The organism is Geobacillus sp. CX412, assembly GCF_027942335.1.
GTDB lineage: Bacteria > Bacillota > Bacilli > Bacillales > Anoxybacillaceae > Parageobacillus_B > Parageobacillus_B toebii.
Genome location: NZ_CP103461.1, coordinates 1,173,163 through 1,189,496 on the forward strand (window position 1 = coordinate 1,173,163; position 16,334 = coordinate 1,189,496).

A 16,334-nucleotide genomic window follows, 5' to 3' on the forward strand; every position below is an offset into this window, starting at 1 on the left:
TATGATTTTGCTATTTGCTTTCTTTAGGAGGGGATTTCTTCATGTTTCGTACATTAATGAACGCGAAAATTCATCGCGCACGTGTAACAGAAGCAAATTTGAACTACGTTGGCAGCATTACGATCGATGCCGATATTTTAGATGCGGTCGGCATGGTGCCTAATGAAAAAGTGCAAATTGTCAACAATAATAACGGGGCGCGATTTGAAACATATATTATTCCTGGTGAACGCGGCAGCGGAGTATTTTGTTTAAATGGCGCAGCTGCTCGTCTTGTGCAAAAGGGTGATATCATTATTGTTATTTCTTATGCGATCGTTCCTGAGGAAAAAATTGCCCAGCATCGTCCGAAAATTGCCATTATGGACGAGAACAACCGCATTCAGCAGCTGATTGTGGAAGAACCGGCACATACCGTTTTATAAAGGGAGAGGGGGCTGTTTTGATAGCGAAAGGGAGCCCCCTTTCGTTACGCTTTTTATTTTGAGGTGACAACATGAAAGACCGTTTTGTCATTATTGATTTAGAAACAACGGGGAATGTTCCGAAAAAAGGCGACCGCATCATTCAGCTTGGCATGGTGGTCATTGAGAACGGGCAAATTGTTGATCGTTTCTCTAGTTTTTTTAATCCAGAACGAGACATTCCTCCATTTGTTCAGCAATTAACAAATATTACTGAACAAATGGTCGCGGATGCACCTAGTTTTGCTGAGGAAGCTGCAAAAGTGGCTGACATGTTGCAACAGTCTTATTTTGTTGCTCATAACGTCTCTTTTGATTTGCAGTTTTTGCAGGAAGAATTGCATATGGCAGGATTGCCCCCGTTTTCAGGACCAACGATTGATACGGTCGAACTTGCTCGCATTGTCTTTCCGACTGCCGAAAGCTATAAATTAGGAGATTTAGCAAAACAGCTGCATATTGACCATGACCAGCCGCATCAAGCTGATAGCGATGCGGAAGTGACAGCTAAATTGTTCATTGCGTTACTGAACCGTTTGCGTCAACTGCCGCTTATAACATTGCAGCATCTAAAGAGATTGTCTCCTTATCTTAAAAGTGATTTATATCCATTGTTAGACAATATCATTATGGAAAAGATGGCGTCTTTAGCGGATGAAAAGTCGTATATATTTTACCGCGGCATTGCGCTGAAAAAACCTGTTTCGATGCAAAGAAAAGAGGAAGATCATCATAAAGACGCCTCATTTGCCGCGTTTTTTGCTGGCCCGCATACGCTTCCGCTTGATCATTATGAAAGACGAGATGGGCAATGGGAAATGATGAAGCTCGTTTATGAGGCGCTCGAAACGTCTCAGCACGCTTTAATCGAAGCGGGGACAGGAATTGGCAAATCGCTGGCGTATTTAATTCCAAGCGCTTTTTTTGCATATGAACAGCAAAAACGTGTTGTGATTAGTACACATACGCTTCAGTTGCAACAGCAGCTTCTTGAACGGGATATTCCTTTTTTAAAAGAGGTCGTTCCGTTTCCGCTTCACGTAGCGGTGCTGAAAGGAAAGCGCAATTATCTTTCATTGGACAAGTTCATCGCTTTTTTGCAGGAACATCATCAAAATTACGATGTTGTGTTATTAAAATGTCAGCTTCTTGTTTGGTTGACGCAAACGGAAACGGGAGATATGGATGAATTGAATGCATCGTCCGGCGCGCGTTTATTTTGGCCGCTGTTAGTTATGGATGAGGAAGATAATGGCGGCAAATATAATTTCTTTTGGAGAGCGAAGCAGCGAGCGGAAGAAGCTCATATTGTGATTACGAATCACGCTTTTTTATTGCATGATGTTACTGCTTCTACTCCGCTTCTGCCTGATTATGAGCATATGATTATTGATGAAGCGCATCATTTAGAAGAGGTAGCGTCCCATTATTTTGGGCAGCAAGTGGATTATGTTTCGATTCGTTTAATACTAACAAGAATTGGAAAAGTGAATGAAAATGGTTCGCTCGCAAAATTAATGAAATTATTTGCCGGGCGCCATTGGAATGCGGATAATCATTTTTTACGCTGCGGGCAGCTTGTAGAAGAGCTTCAGTTTGAATGTGATGAACTGTTTCGCATGATACGCCGTTATGCATTAGAAAGGAAATCAGCGGAATCTGGACGCTGCCGCTACCGATTTGAACCACAAAAAGAAAGCGGCCGCCAATGGAGCGCAATGAAAGAATTGCTTTGGCGCATCCGCGGCCATGTTGCCAACCTTGTCGATGAAACAAAACAGTTGCAAACGTTTTTTTCAGAAAACAACATGGAATCGTCCATATCTGCCCAGCCCTATTCCTATTTTTCCGACGTTTCATCCTTGAACCAAATCATTGATACATTATACGATTTAATCGAAAGCGATGACCCAATGGTGGTCCGGTGGATTGAAGCGGAAGAAAAAGGAGCAGCTAATGCAACGGCTGTTTACTCACAGCCCATTCAGTTGGATGAATTTTTTGCCGAACGGCTGTTTATGCCGAAAAAAAGTATTGTGCTTACCTCGGCAACATTAACGATGAATGGCAGCTTTGCATATATAATATCCCGTTTTGGATTAAGCGATTTTTATCCGATTTGCCAAACGATTCCGTCTCCGTTTTCGTATAAAGAACAGGCAATGTTAATGATTCCAAGCGATTTTCCGCCGATTTCTTCTGTATCTTTGGAAGAATATGCTGCCGTAGTTGCTGAAGGGGTATCACAAATTGCCGAACGAATCAAAGGAAAAATGCTTGTTCTCTTTACGTCATATGAATTGCTCAAATTGACGGCAGCCGCGATGAAGATGGAGGAACGGAATGAAGACTATGTATTGATTGCTCAAGGGGTGCAAAGCGGGAGTGCGACAAAACTGACAAGAGCGTTTCAACAGTTTGATCAAGCCATTTTGTTTGGAACAAGCAATTTTTGGGAAGGTGTAGATTTGCCTGGCGACGAATTGTCGGTAGTAGTGATCGTCCGCTTGCCATTTGCACCTCCAGATGACCCGTTGATCGAAGCAAAAAGCGAGTATATTCGCGCTAAAGGCGGAAATCCTTTTTACGAGTTGTCTCTTCCGGAGGCTGTGCTTCGTTTTAAACAAGGATTTGGAAGACTAATTCGAACGAAAAAGGATAAAGGGGCGGTATTTGTTTTTGATCGCCGTCTTACATCTGCTTCATATGGAAAATACTTTTTAAACTCGTTACCGTCGCTTACGATTTATGAAGCATCGCTTGATCAACTTTTGCAAAAACTTGAAAAATGGCTATGATAAATGAGCGGAAAATGGCGTAATCTATAGCTAGGCTATTTTAATCCAATTACTGAAAAAAGCGCCTTGCCGCATGCGTATAAATGCAAAAGCAAGGCGCCTGTTAAAATTATGGTGTAGGTGGGCAATTTTTTATGAAATAAACAGGCAAACCTGTTATAATTAGTGAAGAAATACAACATGTCAAATTGTTGTTGTATTTGTATTGTTGCCGTTGTACCTTATTCATATAAGTAACAAAATTTGTGTCACACAGGAGGAAACAACGTAAATGGAAAGTAAAATTGAAGTGCTCGCTACCGTAAAAATCCAACATTCCGAGGACTTGTATAAAATTGTTGATTGTCTGAACCGAACATTGAAACGAGACAATCTTATGTTTGGACTAGCTTTGGATGAAAATGATAAAAAGCAGGCTATTTTTACTATTTATCGCACGTAAGATGTGATGGAAATGAAAAAATGGGGCGTTTTACTTTTCATTTTTTTATGCCTTGGAGTTTGGCAGGCGATATCCGTTTATCAAGATGCTTTGATGCCGAAACAGTCATTGGAGGAAAAAGCGTTAGAACGAGCGAAAGAAAAAATTGCTTTCACGCAGATTGAGCGCACTTATACATACTATGGCGAAAAAACTTATATTGTGTTTATCGGCAAGAATAAGCAAGGGAAAAAATATATTGTTTGGGTTCCAGAAAAGAAAGGGAAAATTGTTATAAAACGAGCGAAAAGCGGTATTACGGAATCGGAAGCGATCGCGAAATTAAAAGCGGAGCGTCATCCGAAAAAGCTCATTTCCGCTAAGCTTGGTATGGAAAAGGGCGTACCTCTTTGGGAGTTGACATATATTGATCAATATGATCGCTATTCGTTTTACTACTTAAGTTTTACTGACGGAACATTTTTAAAGAGGTACAGCTTTCAACAATGACGCAATTAGGGGGAAGAAACGATGAAACTTTCAAAAAGGGTTGCTTCACTCACGCCATCCGCGACATTAGCAATTACGGCAAAAGCAAAAGAACTAAAAGCAGCAGGCTATGATGTGATCGGCTTAGGCGCGGGCGAGCCGGATTTTAACACGCCGCAGCATATTATTGACGCAGCCGTAAAGGCGATGAATGAAGGATATACGAAATATACGCCATCAGGTGGTCTGCCAGCTCTAAAGGAAGAAATTATTAAGAAGTTCGAAAAAGATCAGCAGCTTCGTTATGAGCCGTCAGAAATTATTGTTTGTGTTGGAGCAAAATACGCGTTGTATACATTGTTTCAAGCTATTTTAGACGAAGGGGATGAAGTGATCATCCCGACTCCATATTGGGTTAGCTATCCAGAGCAAGTGAAGCTTGCTGGCGGTGTGCCAGTTTATGTCGAGGGGCTGGAAGAAAATCAATTTAAAATCACACCAGAACAGTTAAAAGCGGCGATTACGGAGCGGACAAAAGCGGTGATTATCAATTCGCCAAGCAATCCGACAGGAATGATTTATACGGAAGAGGAGTTAAAAGCGCTTGGCGAAGTTTGCTTAGAGCATGACATTTTGGTCGTTTCCGATGAAATTTATGAGAAATTGGTGTACGGAAACGCGAGACACGTATCGATCGCGCAATTGTCGCCGGAGTTAAAAGCGCAAACCGTCATCATTAATGGCTTGTCCAAATCGCATTCAATGACGGGATGGCGGATTGGATATGCGGCGGGAAATAAAGAAATTATCAAGGCGATGACCAATCTTGCCAGCCATAGCACATCCAACCCGACCTCGATTGCGCAATATGCGGCCATTGCCGCGTACAGCGGCCCACAAGAGCCGATGGAAGAAATGCGCAAAGCGTTTGAAGAACGATTAAATATTATTTACGAAAAACTGATTCAAATTCCAGGGTTTACTTGTGTGAAACCACAAGGGGCGTTTTATTTGTTCCCGAACGCTCGTGAAGCGGCGCAAATGGCTGGTTATGATACGGTGGACCAATTGGTTGAAGCACTGTTGGAAGAGGCAAACGTTGCGCTTGTACCAGGATCTGGATTTGGCGCGCCAGACAATGTTCGTTTGTCTTATGCCACTTCGCTCGATGTATTGGAAAAAGCGGTGGAACGCATCAAACAGTTTATGGAACAAAAACTTCAGCGCTCATGATCAAAAAGCGGCTTTGCTTATTGGCAGAGCCGCTTTCCTAATGAGGCGGAGTTCCTTTTCTATTGCTTCTCTTTTTGTCGAAATGTATAATATTGAATGATTGTACATACATTGTGTTGGAACAGATGTTGGAGGGAAAATGTACGTGAAAACAACGATTGCAGAGGTAAAAAATTACGTAGGACAAGAAGTAACCATTGGCGCTTGGCTTGCCAACAAGCGTTCTAGCGGAAAAATAGCCTTTTTGCAACTACGTGATGGGACAGGCTTTATTCAGGGAGTTGTCGAAAAATCAAAAGTAGCAGAAGACGTTTTTAAGATTGCCAAATCCATCACGCAAGAAACATCGTTATACGTCACAGGAACGGTGCGTGTCGATGAACGTTCTCCATTCGGTTATGAACTTTCCGTAACAAACTTAGAAATTATCCATGAAGCGGTTGATTATCCGATTACTCCGAAAGAACACGGCGTAGAGTTTTTAATGGACCATCGCCATCTTTGGCTTCGGTCGCGCCGTCAGCACGCGATTATGAAAATTCGTAATGAAGTGATTCGCGCAACATATGAATTTTTCAACAATCATGGCTTTGTGAAAGTCGATCCGCCAATTTTGACTGGCAGTGCGCCGGAAGGAACGACGGAATTATTTCATACGAAATATTTTGATGAGGACGCCTATTTGTCACAAAGCGGCCAACTATACATGGAAGCAGCGGCAATGGCGCTCGGTAAAGTATTTTCGTTCGGCCCGACATTTCGTGCCGAAAAATCCAAAACGCGCCGCCATTTAATTGAATTTTGGATGATTGAACCAGAAATGGCATTTTACGAATTCGAAGATAACTTAAAACTTCAAGAGGAATACGTTTCGCATATCGTTCAATCTGTATTGAAAAATTGCCAACTAGAGTTAAAAACATTAGGACGTGACACGACGAAGCTCGAGCTTGTAAAACCGCCATTCCCGCGCATTACATACGATGAGGCGATCCAGCTTTTGCATGATAAAGGGTTTAACGACATTCAGTGGGGTGACGATTTTGGCGCACCTCATGAAACAGCGATTGCCGAAAGCTTTGATAAACCTGTATTTATTACGCATTATCCAACCACATTAAAACCATTTTATATGCAGCCGGACCCAAATCGTCCGGAAGTCGTGTTGTGTGCGGATTTAATTGCGCCAGAAGGCTACGGTGAAATTATTGGCGGCTCAGAGCGCATTCATGACTATGAACTATTAAAGCAACGCTTAGAAGAACATCATTTGCCGCTTGATGCGTATAAATGGTACTTAGAATTACGGCAATACGGTTCCGTGCCTCACTCTGGATTTGGACTTGGTCTAGAGCGTACCATTGCTTGGATTTGCGGCGTCGATCATGTTCGCGAAACGATTCCGTTTCCACGTTTGCTCAATCGTCTTTATCCGTAAGGAAATCCCCCGAAAAAGGGGGTTTTTTTATCCCGTTATGTTATACTATAGTTGAGGTGCATCCGTATGGATAAAAAGAAAATGGCCGAATGGCTGTCGCAAGGAAGTTTTGCCATTCCAAAATTATTGTTGAGTCACTATAAACATCTCGGTTTGTCTGAAACAGAATTCGTGCTATTATTACATATGCATTCCTTTATCGAAGAAGGAATTTTATTTCCTACTCCAGCTGAGTTAGCCGAAAAAATGACGGTCACTCCTTCCGAGTGCATGGAAATGCTTCGTAAATTGCTGCAAAAAGGGTTTATTTCGATTGAAGAGCATATGGATGAGCGGGAGATTCGCAGTGAAAAATATTCGCTGCAGCCGCTTTGGGAAAAGCTTGTTCATTATTTATACGCCGAGTCGCTTAAAGAAGAAAAACAAGAGCGGCAAGAGGAAGAGGAAAGTTTGTATACGGTGTTTGAACAAGAATTTGGCCGTCCTCTCTCTCCGTTTGAATGTGAAACATTATCGATGTGGATTGACCAGGACGGGCATAGTCCGCTCATCATTAAAGCAGCGCTTCGTGAAGCGGTGTTATCAGGAAAATTGAATTTCCGCTATATTGATCGTATTTTATTTGAATGGAAAAAGAACGGAATTCGCACGATCGAGCAGGCGCAAAATTACGGAAGAAAATTCCGAAAACATCAGCAATCAACGAAGTCGATTCGTCCTGTGCAAAATGAATATAAACAAACGATCCCATTTTTTAATTGGCTGGATTCATAAGCGAGGGCATTGTCTCTCGTTTTTCTTTGCAAGGAGAAAGGAGAGGGTTTGATGCTTACGAAACAACAAATTCGCTATTGCTTGGATAAAATGGGAGAAATGTTTCCCGACGCACATTGTGAGTTAGTGCACCGCAATCCGTTTGAGTTATTAATTGCTGTCGTCTTATCCGCCCAATGTACGGACGCATTAGTCAATAAAGTAACAAAACATTTATTTGAAAAATACAAAACTCCAGAAGACTATGTATCTGTCCCTCTTGAAGAATTGCAGCAAGATATTCGCTCGATTGGTCTTTATCGCAACAAAGCGAAAAATATTCAAAAATTATGCGCGATATTAATGGAAAAATATAATGGAGAAGTGCCGAAAGATCGCGATGAGCTAATGAAATTACCGGGAGTTGGACGGAAAACGGCGAATGTGGTTGTTTCTGTCGCCTTTGGCATACCAGCCATTGCCGTGGATACGCATGTTGAGCGCGTCAGCAAACGGCTCGGTTTTTGCCGGTGGAATGATTCTGTGTTAGAAGTCGAGAAAACATTAATGAAAAAAATCCCAAAAGAAGAATGGTCCATTACACATCATCGCATGATTTTTTTTGGCCGTTATCATTGTAAAGCACAGTCTCCGCAATGTCACGTTTGTCCGCTTCTTGATTTATGCCGGGAAGGAAAAAAGCGAATGCGCAAAAGGGGGACAAATGATGCGCATACCAAATGAGTTTGTGCATCCATTGTTTTTTCGTGAAGGAGAAGTCATGAAAATAAAAGATGAGAAGCCTTTTCCGCATATGATGAAAATCGTTTATTTTTATTATGATATGATCGAACGCGAACCGTTTCCTTGGAGCAATATCGAACAATCGATTCCTGCAGTGCTTCAGTTGTGGAATGAGGAGAAAGAAATGTTAGAGGGCTGTTTTGCCAAGCGCGACCGGCGTTCTGCTCGCGCCCCAATGATTCGCGGGCTTTCTTATTTGCTTTCTTGTTTATTTTGGCTAAATGGAAGGCGAGTAAAAAACGTGCGTCATTGGCAAGAAGAAATACGTGCGCTGCCGCTGAAGCCGGTAAATTGTCCAGAACGACTTCAATTTGTTTTTGACCGTTGTGATATATATCATTCATTTATTCAGTTGAGCGAATTATTTGAGGAAACGGCAAAATTAGCGTACAAACAAATGGCAATAAACAAAAGGATGTCTCGATAGGCGAGACATCCTTTTGTTATTGTTTTTTAATTTTCACTTTCTTGTTTTATGACATTGGAACGATAAGGATTGGTTCCAATAGCGTTGTTATGCTGGGTATTATGAGTATTACCATTATTTGCCCCATTAGGAGGGGTATTGCCGTTATTTCCCCCGTTGTTAGGCGGGGTATTTCCATTGTTTCCTCCGCCATTGTTGTTATTATTTTGCGGCGGAGGAGTTGTCGGATTGGTAGATGGCGGCGTCGGGGAAGTAGTGCCATCAGAATTGCCATTATTATTGCTATTATCATTGTTATTGCTGTCCTCGTTAGTTCCATTATTATTATTTTCATTTGGTTGTTGTTCGATATTTTCACCTTGATTTGTTTGATCAGAAGGAGAAGTTTGATCTTGATTTTCCTCTCCTTGTTGGTTTTGTTCTTCCCCTGGCACTCGTACGCTAGTCAATGCTGGTCTGCTTTGGATTTTTCCATCTTTTGCGTAAACGGCGAATGTGTAAGTGCCTGGTGTTGGATTATTGACAGTAATCGCTTTTTCTCTTGTCGTAACGACATTTTGCTCGCCTTTGTCATTTTTTATACGAACTTCAAAGATGGCGTTGTCGTTGCTATAGTTCCATGAAACAGAAATGGAGTTTGTTTCCGCGTTATACGCCGCTTGCAAATTCGTTACTGATGGCAATGTTTCCGGTTCGTCTTTCGCTGTTTCTGTCGGTTCCGTTCCTCTGACGAAACATTCGTAACTAATTTCGCTTTCTGGCGTATATTTGCTTGCTAGTTTTGGCGGATTAGTGCCTTTTTTAATCGGCAGTTTTACAACGCTATTCGGCATTTTAAAATCGCTGCCGCCATCATCTACGTAGGAAATGACCTGTTTAAATAAAAGGCGTGAAATCTTCTGCTCATATTGTGATAAATCAGCGGTGCTGCTGCGTTTGCTGAATCCGGTCCAAACCGCTGCCGTATAGTTTGGTGTATAGCCGACAAACCAGCTGTCCGGTACGGCGCGTTCAGATAGACCGTATTTTCTCGCCACTTCGCTAGGATAGTTCGTCGTTCCCGTTTTGCCGGCAACATGAAGCCCTGGAACGTTCGCAAGCGTACCCGTTCCGTATTGGACAACCGATTTTAACATATCTGTAATCATGTACGCTGTATAATCTTTCATCACTTTTTTCGGTTTTGGTTTTAAGTTCATCTCTGTGCCGTCCGGAAAGACGATTTTCGTGACAGCGTGCGGCTTAATATATACCCCATTATTGCCAAAAGCACTATAAGCTCCAGCCATTTGCAATGGAGAAACACGGTTTTCCAATCCGCCGATCGCATACGCTTCATGCACTTCGTCCAATCCCATGCCGAGTCTGTTAGCAAATTCTTTTGCACGCTCTTTTCCAACAGCTTGAAGCGCTTTTAACGCTGGAATGTTGCGGGATTTTGCCAAAGCATAGCGTATGGTCATCGGACCTAAATATTTTCTATCAGCATTTCGTATCGGCTTTCCGTTAGAGTAAGAGTATGGTTCATCGACGATTTGATGGGCAGTCGACCATTTTAAGTATTCAATTGCCGGACCGTAATCTAAAATTGGCTTAATGGATGATCCAGGCTGACCGACTGGTTGAATCGCATAGTTAAACCCAAACGTTACCTTTTCGCGATGGCGTCCGCCGCCAAGCGCGCGAATTTCGCCTGTTTTTGTATCAACTAGCGCGATTGCCGACTGCAAGTCTTTTTTATCTGTAAACAACGTATCGGAATTTAATAAATCCTCCACATGTTTTTGCGCATCTTGGTCTAGCGTTGTATAAATTTTTAATCCGTCTTCAAACACGTTAACATTCGCTTGATCGGTAACTTCTTTAATAACTTCATCGATAAACGAGTCATACGGAATAGAGTTATCATGTTTTTTTCGTTCAACCAGCATCGATTTGATCGGTACTTGCTTTGCTTTTTCCGCTTCCTCTTTTGTGATAAAGCCATGTTTTGCCATTAGCGATAACACAAGATCCCGGCGCTTTTTCGCAGCTTCCGGATGGTCATATGGGTTGTAGTTGTTTGGGCTTTGCGGCATTCCCGCAAGCAAAGCCGCTTCAGGAAGCGTCAAGTCTTTTAAATCCGTCTTTCCAAAATAATATTCCGCGGCTCTAGCCACGCCATAAATGCTGTCTGAGTAATAAACTTTATTTAAATACATTTCTAAAATTTCCTGTTTCGAATACTTTTGTTCCAAACGAAGGGAAAGCCATAATTCTTGCGCTTTTCGTTTTAACGTTTTTTCCTGTGATAAGAAAGTAAGTTTGGCGACTTGCTGAGTGATCGTGCTTCCGCCTTCGGCCCCGAACCCTTCTTTTATGTTAGCAACAACAGCGCCGGCAAGCCGGATAAAATCCACGCCGTGATGCTTGTAAAAGCGAACGTCTTCTGTCGCCAAAACAGCGTTTTCTAACACTTTTGGAATATCTTTATAAGAAATATAGGTTCGTTTGTAACCGCCGAGCTCCGCCACTTTACGGCCATTCATGTCATAAACAGTGGACGATAAAGGGTCTTTAATTTTTGCTTCATCAAACGGCGGCGCATCTTTAATGAAATAGGCAAATGTAGCAATCCCCCCCACCATTCCTATCATCATGAACAATAAGACAGCAACCGTTAATTTTTTAAAGAGTGATGTACCTTTTTGTTTTTTCGCTTTCTTTTGCTTTGCTCGCTTGGATGCTTGTTTTCGTTCCACACGAGAACGATATTCACCAGACATAAGCGAATCCTGCCTTTCTTATGAAATTTACATCTGTTAATGAGAAAAGTAGACTTTTTCTACTACACTAATATAATCAATTCTCGGTTGGTAGCCAAGTGCAATGTAATGGCCGTACCGTTCGATTTCTCGTTTCGGGATGGATTTTCTTCCTCCTGATCGTTGTTGTTCCCAAAACATAATCAAATGGTTCGCATCAAGAAGATAAACTTCATTCAGTGTAGTAAAACGCAAAATGACAAAACAAATTCCCCCGTGCCGCAATACTTGTTGCATATGATGAATTTGGTGTTCATGGAAATTTTTTAATGGAAACGATGTTTTATTTTTCGTTTCTTTTGCTTCAAAATCAATGTATTTCCCACGATATACACCGTTGTAGTCAGTGGTGGATGCTTGTTTAAAATATGCTTCTTTAATGACTGCGGCACTTCGTTTTGGGTAGTCGACACGAACGATTTGCACCGGCGTCGGTTTTTTATAAATGACGGCAATCCCGTGTTCGCGGTAATATTCGTTTGTTGCATTCAAATCTTCTTCTAGCGTCATTCCCCGATTTCCGTAGTTTGTCTGAAATGGATGAATCGGCTTGTTTATTTGTTTTGTTTCATACGTTTTGCCTCCAGGATATTTAAACATAATCTTCATCTCCTTTGAATGTTTTCTATTATACCATAGGAAATCGAGAAACGGGTGCAATAAGCATCTCAATTCATCCTTTCACATACATGATTACGCAGACAATTTTTTTTCTTGACCGTATTTTACATATGTCGAAATTGTTCGAAGTAATGATTGCGGACACTTTCTTTGCCGAAATAGTTCTAGTTTTGTCATATAGGAAGGGAGTCAAGGTTTTATCGCGAATTGATTATCATCATGAAGATGGGAGGAGATAACAGTGGATCAGCGGTGGGCCAAAAAAGAGGAAGTGGAAAAACAACTATATGAAATTTTCCAATTAATACAGCAAGTAGACGCCAAAATGGAAAAAGTGATCGAAGATATCATTGAGGAGCGTTATGAACAAAACCAAACACAGTTTGAGCGATTAGAGCAACAATTGGCGAATGTCGAAGAGCAATTAGATGATTTTGCGGAAGGAGAGGATCCATCACTTCCATTTGCTTCAAAGCTTTACTTTGTTTAAGTTTTTCCCTTCAGCGTAAAAGGTATGGTATAGTAAAAAAGGACGCTTGGAGGGAAATCGCCATGGAAAAGCAGTTAAAAGTGTTGACAGAAAAGTTATTGGACTACAATAAGCAATTGCTATACATTTCTCAGCAAGCTCAAGAGCAACAAAAGGAACCGGATTTTTTTGAAGAGGTAAAGCCATTTGCTGATCAAGTAAAACAAGTAGTAGACGAATGGAAACAAATGGCGCTTTTATGGGTGAAAAAAGTACGACCAAAGCATATTTACGAAGTACAAATTGAAACGGCAGGAGAAAATATCGAAAAAATATGTGTGGAAGCATTTTATCCATCGGTCCCACATCGGCGCATCAAGCAATTTTGCCGATCGATTGAATATACGTTGTTGCTTATCGAAGAATGCTTAGAAGAGAGCGTTCAGCAATGATAGACGGAAGCTGTCTTCGATGTAAAAGAAGACAGCTTTTTTATTATAAATCTTTTTTCACCTTTACAGAAACAGGACCGCTGTTTTCTGTTGCGACGGTTCCAATTTCATATTCGACGCGCTCTGTCGCTTTTGGCGAAACATTGTTTCCATGCTTCGGTTTCTCATGGTCATGGCCTTTTAGCTTATGTTGAAAATGGACGCCTCTACCCATTGCAAACACCCCCTTGTTATTACTTTGGCAAAAAAAAGAGAAGTATACAAAAAAAGAAAGGGAAAAGCAACCCTCTCAGGATTTATAAGCCGATATATTCGTTTTTATTATCTGGTTTATAAGCACCAGCAAGTTCCAATTCACGAACAAGATCGCGGTACTGTGCAATCGTGATCTCTCCGCGCAAATACATTTGGCGCGCAAAACAAAGCAACTCATTCATATCAGTCGGTTCATAGTCTTTTACTGCGATAAATTTGTTTTTTAATTCCGCCATGTTCATCCTGCTTTCCCCCTTCCCCCTTTTATATATAAATAATAGTACCATAAGAAGATGGGATTTTTTTAAATTCGGAAAATTAAAACTTCCGACAATTCATGACATGTCCATCCTCACGTTCATCTGTTTTTGCACATATACTATGTCAGCCTAGAAATTGGGGGGAGTAGATGTATGTATCGATATCCACGTCCTTTATCCACGCCATTTTCTCCTTATGCGCCATATCACCATGCGTGGCATCCATATCAATATGCCCCGCCGTTTCCTAGCTATTTGCCGATCGGGCATCAACAACATACCGCTGTGTCTCCGTACCCTGCGCCATACCCAAAACCTGATCCTTTGTTAACACCGCCATCACCTGGTATTCAGTCGTTAATGGCACAGTTTAAAAAATCCGATGGCACATATGATATTAATAAAATGATGAACACCATGGGGCAAATGATTAATACCGTTAATCAAGTAAACGGGGTGCTTAAAGGATTAATTAACACATTTAAAAAGTAAACTCCTCCGCGGACGTTCGTGGAGGAGTTTGCTTTTTAAATGAGCAGCTCATACACTTCATTTAATTGATATACTCGCTCAAAATCGCGCTCATCCATCGCGTAGCGAATTTCATGAGGCAAAATGCGGTCTAAAAAAGCGGCTTCTTTTTGCGACAGGTCGCGGACGAATTCGCTTTCACTTTTGTATGGTTTGCTGAGCAGTTTTCTATAAATGCGGCGTGGGGTGTCATCATGGTATTCTGTATAGTTCGATAAAATTTCCCGCAAATAAGCAAGCGTCTTTTCCATTACGTTTCCTCCCCTTTAAAAAACATTTCAAATGTTTTGCTGACGGTTTGTTTTCCATGTGTGTACGGGTTTTCTTCGGTAACTTGCTTCGGATCCAGATTCGTTTTTATGACTACCATCGGTTCATCAGATGGTTCATTAATGAGCCGGTCGGTTAATCGATCAAAATCAGGCAATGACTTTTTCATCATCCGCACCTCCTATAAGTAGAGTGAGTTAACCGTGACAAAAGTATGTATGATGCATAGCGGTTAATAAAATAGGAAACAGCATAAACTAACGAAGACAGATCCGTTTTTATGGAGGTGACTGGATGTGACAAATCGCAATGACAATCGCGAACGAAAAAACAAATATCCAAACAATCGTGAAAAAATCGCGAAAGAATGGGATATTCAAAAAGACCCGACTCCTGAAATCAATAATAAATACGGAAGTAAATCACATAAAAATTCATAATATAAGAAAGGGCTGCCCATGTTTTGGACATGCCCTTTTTCTTATTCGATATCGATATATTTTCGCTTTTGCGGCAGCCGGATGATCAGTTTGCCGTTTTTCCATGACGCCTTTACTTCTTTTTCACTTACTGCGTAAGGCAATGGGATTACGCGAGCAATATGTTGATGCATTCGTCGTTGTTGATAAAAATGACTTTGTTCGTCTATTGATTCGATCATTTCATTATTTTGGATGATAAGCTGTAAATGATTATCGATAAATTCCAACTGAATTTGGTTTCGTTTTACATTAGGAAGATGAGCGATAATCGTATATTCATCTTTCGTTTCGCGAACATCAATTGGAATATAGGTGTGGGAAAGCGTTTTCTGGAAGTATTCATCGAGCGTTTCCATCATTTTTTTTAACGGTCGTTCATCAAAAAATTGGTCGACCATTTCCCATAAATGTTGGAGCGGGTTACTATTTCCCTCTTTTTTCATCGGCGGCTGAAAATGATCGCTCATTCCCCCATAGCCCTCCTTTCGCATGGCATTCCTTAGTTTAAATGTATGTGCAGTAATGGAAAAAAGTCACTCTTATTTTTACTTGATGAAACCGACAAAGAACGTTATATCCAAACAGTACGAGGCGCTGGATATGTGATGCGGTCATGAAACTTTTTCGATCGGAAAACGTCTCATTAAAATGGAAGCTTACTTTTCTTTCTGCAATCGCCATTTTTATTACTTATTTTGTTTTCACGTTTTTGCAATATCATGTGGTGAAGCAATGGTTGTTAAACGAAGAAGAAAAAGCGATGAAAAAAACGGTTGAAGAAATTGAAACTTATTATGCGGAAAAACGTATTCTATCATGGAAGGATATTCGTCAAAGCAAACAGCTGCTCGAAGAATTAAACGAAAAATATCAATTGATTCGGGTGCTTGATCGTAAAGGAAACGTTGTTGTCTCTGTTTCTAACGGCGCTTCCATTTCCTTATCGCCAAGCGGTGCTCCAAAAGAGTTGCAAATGGATTATCATTTTGTAAACGATGAACGTTTCATTATTTTACGGGAGCCTTTACATACTTCGACCTTGAATGGAACGATTGAAATTGCACGCCGTCTTGTGAAATTTCAACAAATGATGAATATACTGTTTTTCATCATGACTGTCATTGGGGTCGTGGCAATGATCATGAGCGCTTTCATCGGCAGGCTTGTTGCCCAAAATTTTGTTGGACGTCTAAAAACGTTAACAAAAACAATGATGGATATTAAAAATAAAGGGATGAAAAAGCGCATCGACGTTCCAGCTTCTAATGATGAAATGTCGGAACTAATGATGATGTTCAATAAGATGATGGACGAGATCGAGCGATTGTTTGATCAACAAAAACAATTTTTCAATTTGTGATCA

Annotated in this window: 21 protein-coding genes; 14 read left to right on the forward strand and 7 right to left on the reverse strand. The window is 41.0% G+C overall.

What is annotated here, in order from left to right; all coding sequences use genetic code 11:
- The first annotated feature begins 41 nt into the window (after positions 1-41).
- From panD to NXM86_RS06180, 9 genes are all read left to right on the forward strand, one after another.
- Positions 42-425 carry an aspartate 1-decarboxylase gene (panD, locus tag NXM86_RS06140; protein ID WP_015864251.1) on the forward strand — a complete coding sequence of 128 codons (384 nt, stop codon included), beginning with the start codon at positions 42-44 and terminating at the stop codon, positions 423-425.
- Between the two features lie 71 nt (positions 426-496).
- Complete coding sequence (dinG, locus tag NXM86_RS06145) at positions 497-3,262, forward strand: ATP-dependent DNA helicase DinG (protein WP_498958752.1); 2,766 nt, start codon at positions 497-499, stop codon at positions 3,260-3,262.
- A 271-nt stretch (positions 3,263-3,533) separates the two neighbouring features.
- A complete protein-coding gene (locus NXM86_RS06150) occupies positions 3,534-3,704 on the forward strand; it encodes a YpmA family protein (RefSeq protein ID WP_073967870.1) in 171 nt (56 codons plus the stop codon).
- A gap of 12 nt (positions 3,705-3,716) precedes the next feature.
- On the forward strand, positions 3,717-4,193 hold the full coding sequence (locus NXM86_RS06155) for a cell wall elongation regulator TseB-like domain-containing protein (RefSeq protein ID WP_062753188.1): 477 nt from the start codon (positions 3,717-3,719) through the stop codon (positions 4,191-4,193).
- A gap of 21 nt (positions 4,194-4,214) precedes the next feature.
- Positions 4,215-5,405 (forward strand): pyridoxal phosphate-dependent aminotransferase, encoded by a 1,191-nt coding sequence (locus NXM86_RS06160; protein ID WP_062752694.1) that lies wholly within the window; start codon positions 4,215-4,217, stop codon positions 5,403-5,405.
- A 145-nt stretch (positions 5,406-5,550) separates the two neighbouring features.
- Entirely contained in the window at positions 5,551-6,843 is a 1,293-nt protein-coding gene (gene asnS, locus NXM86_RS06165; RefSeq protein WP_062753186.1) for an asparagine--tRNA ligase, read from the forward strand.
- 66 nt (positions 6,844-6,909) lie between these two features.
- Complete coding sequence (locus tag NXM86_RS06170) at positions 6,910-7,617, forward strand: DnaD domain protein (protein ID WP_171698696.1); 708 nt, start codon at positions 6,910-6,912, stop codon at positions 7,615-7,617.
- A gap of 51 nt (positions 7,618-7,668) precedes the next feature.
- Complete coding sequence (gene nth, locus NXM86_RS06175; RefSeq protein WP_062752690.1) at positions 7,669-8,340, forward strand: endonuclease III; 672 nt, start codon at positions 7,669-7,671, stop codon at positions 8,338-8,340.
- Positions 8,321-8,827 carry a YpoC family protein gene (locus NXM86_RS06180; RefSeq protein WP_309218289.1) on the forward strand — a complete coding sequence of 169 codons (507 nt, stop codon included), beginning with the start codon at positions 8,321-8,323 and terminating at the stop codon, positions 8,825-8,827. The genes nth and NXM86_RS06180 overlap by 20 nt, the downstream gene beginning before the upstream one ends.
- A gap of 26 nt (positions 8,828-8,853) precedes the next feature.
- Here NXM86_RS06180 and NXM86_RS06185 read toward each other — a convergent pair whose 3' ends face one another.
- Both NXM86_RS06185 and recU read right to left on the reverse strand, forming a co-directional pair.
- Complete coding sequence (locus tag NXM86_RS06185; RefSeq protein ID WP_062678510.1) at positions 8,854-11,592, reverse strand: PBP1A family penicillin-binding protein; 2,739 nt, start codon at positions 11,590-11,592, stop codon at positions 8,854-8,856.
- Between the two features lie 36 nt (positions 11,593-11,628).
- Entirely contained in the window at positions 11,629-12,234 is a 606-nt protein-coding gene (gene recU, locus NXM86_RS06190; RefSeq protein WP_081189457.1) for a Holliday junction resolvase RecU, read from the reverse strand.
- A gap of 259 nt (positions 12,235-12,493) precedes the next feature.
- Here recU and NXM86_RS06195 point away from each other — a divergent pair, with 259 nt between their 5' ends.
- Both NXM86_RS06195 and NXM86_RS06200 read left to right on the forward strand, forming a co-directional pair.
- Positions 12,494-12,742: a hypothetical protein gene (locus NXM86_RS06195; RefSeq protein WP_015864240.1), complete on the forward strand. Its 249-nt coding sequence runs from the start codon at positions 12,494-12,496 to the stop codon at positions 12,740-12,742.
- Between the two features lie 62 nt (positions 12,743-12,804).
- Entirely contained in the window at positions 12,805-13,173 is a 369-nt protein-coding gene (locus tag NXM86_RS06200; RefSeq protein ID WP_062752686.1) for a YppE family protein, read from the forward strand.
- Between the two features lie 43 nt (positions 13,174-13,216).
- Here NXM86_RS06200 and NXM86_RS06205 read toward each other — a convergent pair whose 3' ends face one another.
- Together NXM86_RS06205 and NXM86_RS06210 are read right to left on the reverse strand one after the other, a co-directional pair.
- Positions 13,217-13,387, reverse strand: coding sequence for a hypothetical protein (locus tag NXM86_RS06205; RefSeq protein WP_162839696.1), 171 nt, complete (start codon positions 13,385-13,387; stop codon positions 13,217-13,219).
- Positions 13,388-13,469: 82 nt separating this feature from the next.
- Positions 13,470-13,670, reverse strand: coding sequence for a YppF family protein (locus NXM86_RS06210; RefSeq protein ID WP_062752685.1), 201 nt, complete (start codon positions 13,668-13,670; stop codon positions 13,470-13,472).
- Positions 13,671-13,841: 171 nt separating this feature from the next.
- Here NXM86_RS06210 and NXM86_RS06215 point away from each other — a divergent pair, with 171 nt between their 5' ends.
- Complete coding sequence (locus NXM86_RS06215; RefSeq protein WP_089097835.1) at positions 13,842-14,180, forward strand: YppG family protein; 339 nt, start codon at positions 13,842-13,844, stop codon at positions 14,178-14,180.
- Positions 14,181-14,215: 35 nt separating this feature from the next.
- On the opposite strand, the gene NXM86_RS06220 is transcribed toward NXM86_RS06215, so the two are convergent.
- Both NXM86_RS06220 and NXM86_RS06225 read right to left on the reverse strand, forming a co-directional pair.
- Positions 14,216-14,470 (reverse strand): sigma-G-dependent sporulation-specific acid-soluble spore protein CsgA, encoded by a 255-nt coding sequence (locus tag NXM86_RS06220; protein WP_089097834.1) that lies wholly within the window; start codon positions 14,468-14,470, stop codon positions 14,216-14,218.
- Positions 14,470-14,658 (reverse strand): hypothetical protein, encoded by a 189-nt coding sequence (locus tag NXM86_RS06225; RefSeq protein ID WP_081189452.1) that lies wholly within the window; start codon positions 14,656-14,658, stop codon positions 14,470-14,472. The genes NXM86_RS06220 and NXM86_RS06225 overlap by 1 nt, the downstream gene beginning before the upstream one ends.
- A gap of 127 nt (positions 14,659-14,785) precedes the next feature.
- Between NXM86_RS06225 and NXM86_RS06230 the strand changes: the two genes are divergently transcribed.
- Positions 14,786-14,929 (forward strand): hypothetical protein, encoded by a 144-nt coding sequence (locus tag NXM86_RS06230; protein WP_162839695.1) that lies wholly within the window; start codon positions 14,786-14,788, stop codon positions 14,927-14,929.
- A gap of 41 nt (positions 14,930-14,970) precedes the next feature.
- Here NXM86_RS06230 and NXM86_RS06235 read toward each other — a convergent pair whose 3' ends face one another.
- On the reverse strand, positions 14,971-15,438 hold the full coding sequence (locus tag NXM86_RS06235) for an Hsp20/alpha crystallin family protein (protein ID WP_089097833.1): 468 nt from the start codon (positions 15,436-15,438) through the stop codon (positions 14,971-14,973).
- A gap of 146 nt (positions 15,439-15,584) precedes the next feature.
- Here NXM86_RS06235 and NXM86_RS06240 point away from each other — a divergent pair, with 146 nt between their 5' ends.
- A complete protein-coding gene (locus tag NXM86_RS06240; protein ID WP_498958756.1) occupies positions 15,585-16,331 on the forward strand; it encodes a HAMP domain-containing protein in 747 nt (248 codons plus the stop codon).
- Positions 16,332-16,334: the final 3 nt, after the last annotated feature.

Excerpts from the sequence above, each read along its gene's own strand:
- panD (WP_015864251.1), top strand. The coding sequence starts at position 42 with ATGTTTCGTACATTAATGAACGCGAAAATTCATCGCGCACGTGTAACA.
- dinG (WP_498958752.1), top strand. The coding sequence starts at position 497 with ATGAAAGACCGTTTTGTCATTATTGATTTAGAAACAACGGGGAATGTT.
- NXM86_RS06150 (WP_073967870.1), top strand. The coding sequence starts at position 3,534 with ATGGAAAGTAAAATTGAAGTGCTCGCTACCGTAAAAATCCAACATTCC.
- NXM86_RS06155 (WP_062753188.1), top strand. The coding sequence starts at position 3,717 with ATGAAAAAATGGGGCGTTTTACTTTTCATTTTTTTATGCCTTGGAGTT.
- NXM86_RS06160 (WP_062752694.1), top strand. The coding sequence starts at position 4,215 with ATGAAACTTTCAAAAAGGGTTGCTTCACTCACGCCATCCGCGACATTA.
- NXM86_RS06170 (WP_171698696.1), top strand. The coding sequence starts at position 6,910 with ATGGATAAAAAGAAAATGGCCGAATGGCTGTCGCAAGGAAGTTTTGCC.
- nth (WP_062752690.1), top strand. The coding sequence starts at position 7,669 with ATGCTTACGAAACAACAAATTCGCTATTGCTTGGATAAAATGGGAGAA.
- NXM86_RS06180 (WP_309218289.1), top strand. The coding sequence starts at position 8,321 with ATGATGCGCATACCAAATGAGTTTGTGCATCCATTGTTTTTTCGTGAA.
- NXM86_RS06185 (WP_062678510.1), bottom strand. The coding sequence starts at position 11,592 with ATGTCTGGTGAATATCGTTCTCGTGTGGAACGAAAACAAGCATCCAAG.
- NXM86_RS06200 (WP_062752686.1), top strand. The coding sequence starts at position 12,805 with ATGGAAAAGCAGTTAAAAGTGTTGACAGAAAAGTTATTGGACTACAAT.
- NXM86_RS06205 (WP_162839696.1), bottom strand. The coding sequence starts at position 13,387 with ATGGGTAGAGGCGTCCATTTTCAACATAAGCTAAAAGGCCATGACCAT.
- NXM86_RS06210 (WP_062752685.1), bottom strand. The coding sequence starts at position 13,670 with ATGAACATGGCGGAATTAAAAAACAAATTTATCGCAGTAAAAGACTAT.
- NXM86_RS06215 (WP_089097835.1), top strand. The coding sequence starts at position 13,842 with ATGTATCGATATCCACGTCCTTTATCCACGCCATTTTCTCCTTATGCG.
- NXM86_RS06220 (WP_089097834.1), bottom strand. The coding sequence starts at position 14,470 with ATGGAAAAGACGCTTGCTTATTTGCGGGAAATTTTATCGAACTATACA.
- NXM86_RS06225 (WP_081189452.1), bottom strand. The coding sequence starts at position 14,658 with ATGAAAAAGTCATTGCCTGATTTTGATCGATTAACCGACCGGCTCATT.
- NXM86_RS06235 (WP_089097833.1), bottom strand. The coding sequence starts at position 15,438 with ATGAGCGATCATTTTCAGCCGCCGATGAAAAAAGAGGGAAATAGTAAC.
- NXM86_RS06240 (WP_498958756.1), top strand. The coding sequence starts at position 15,585 with ATGAAACTTTTTCGATCGGAAAACGTCTCATTAAAATGGAAGCTTACT.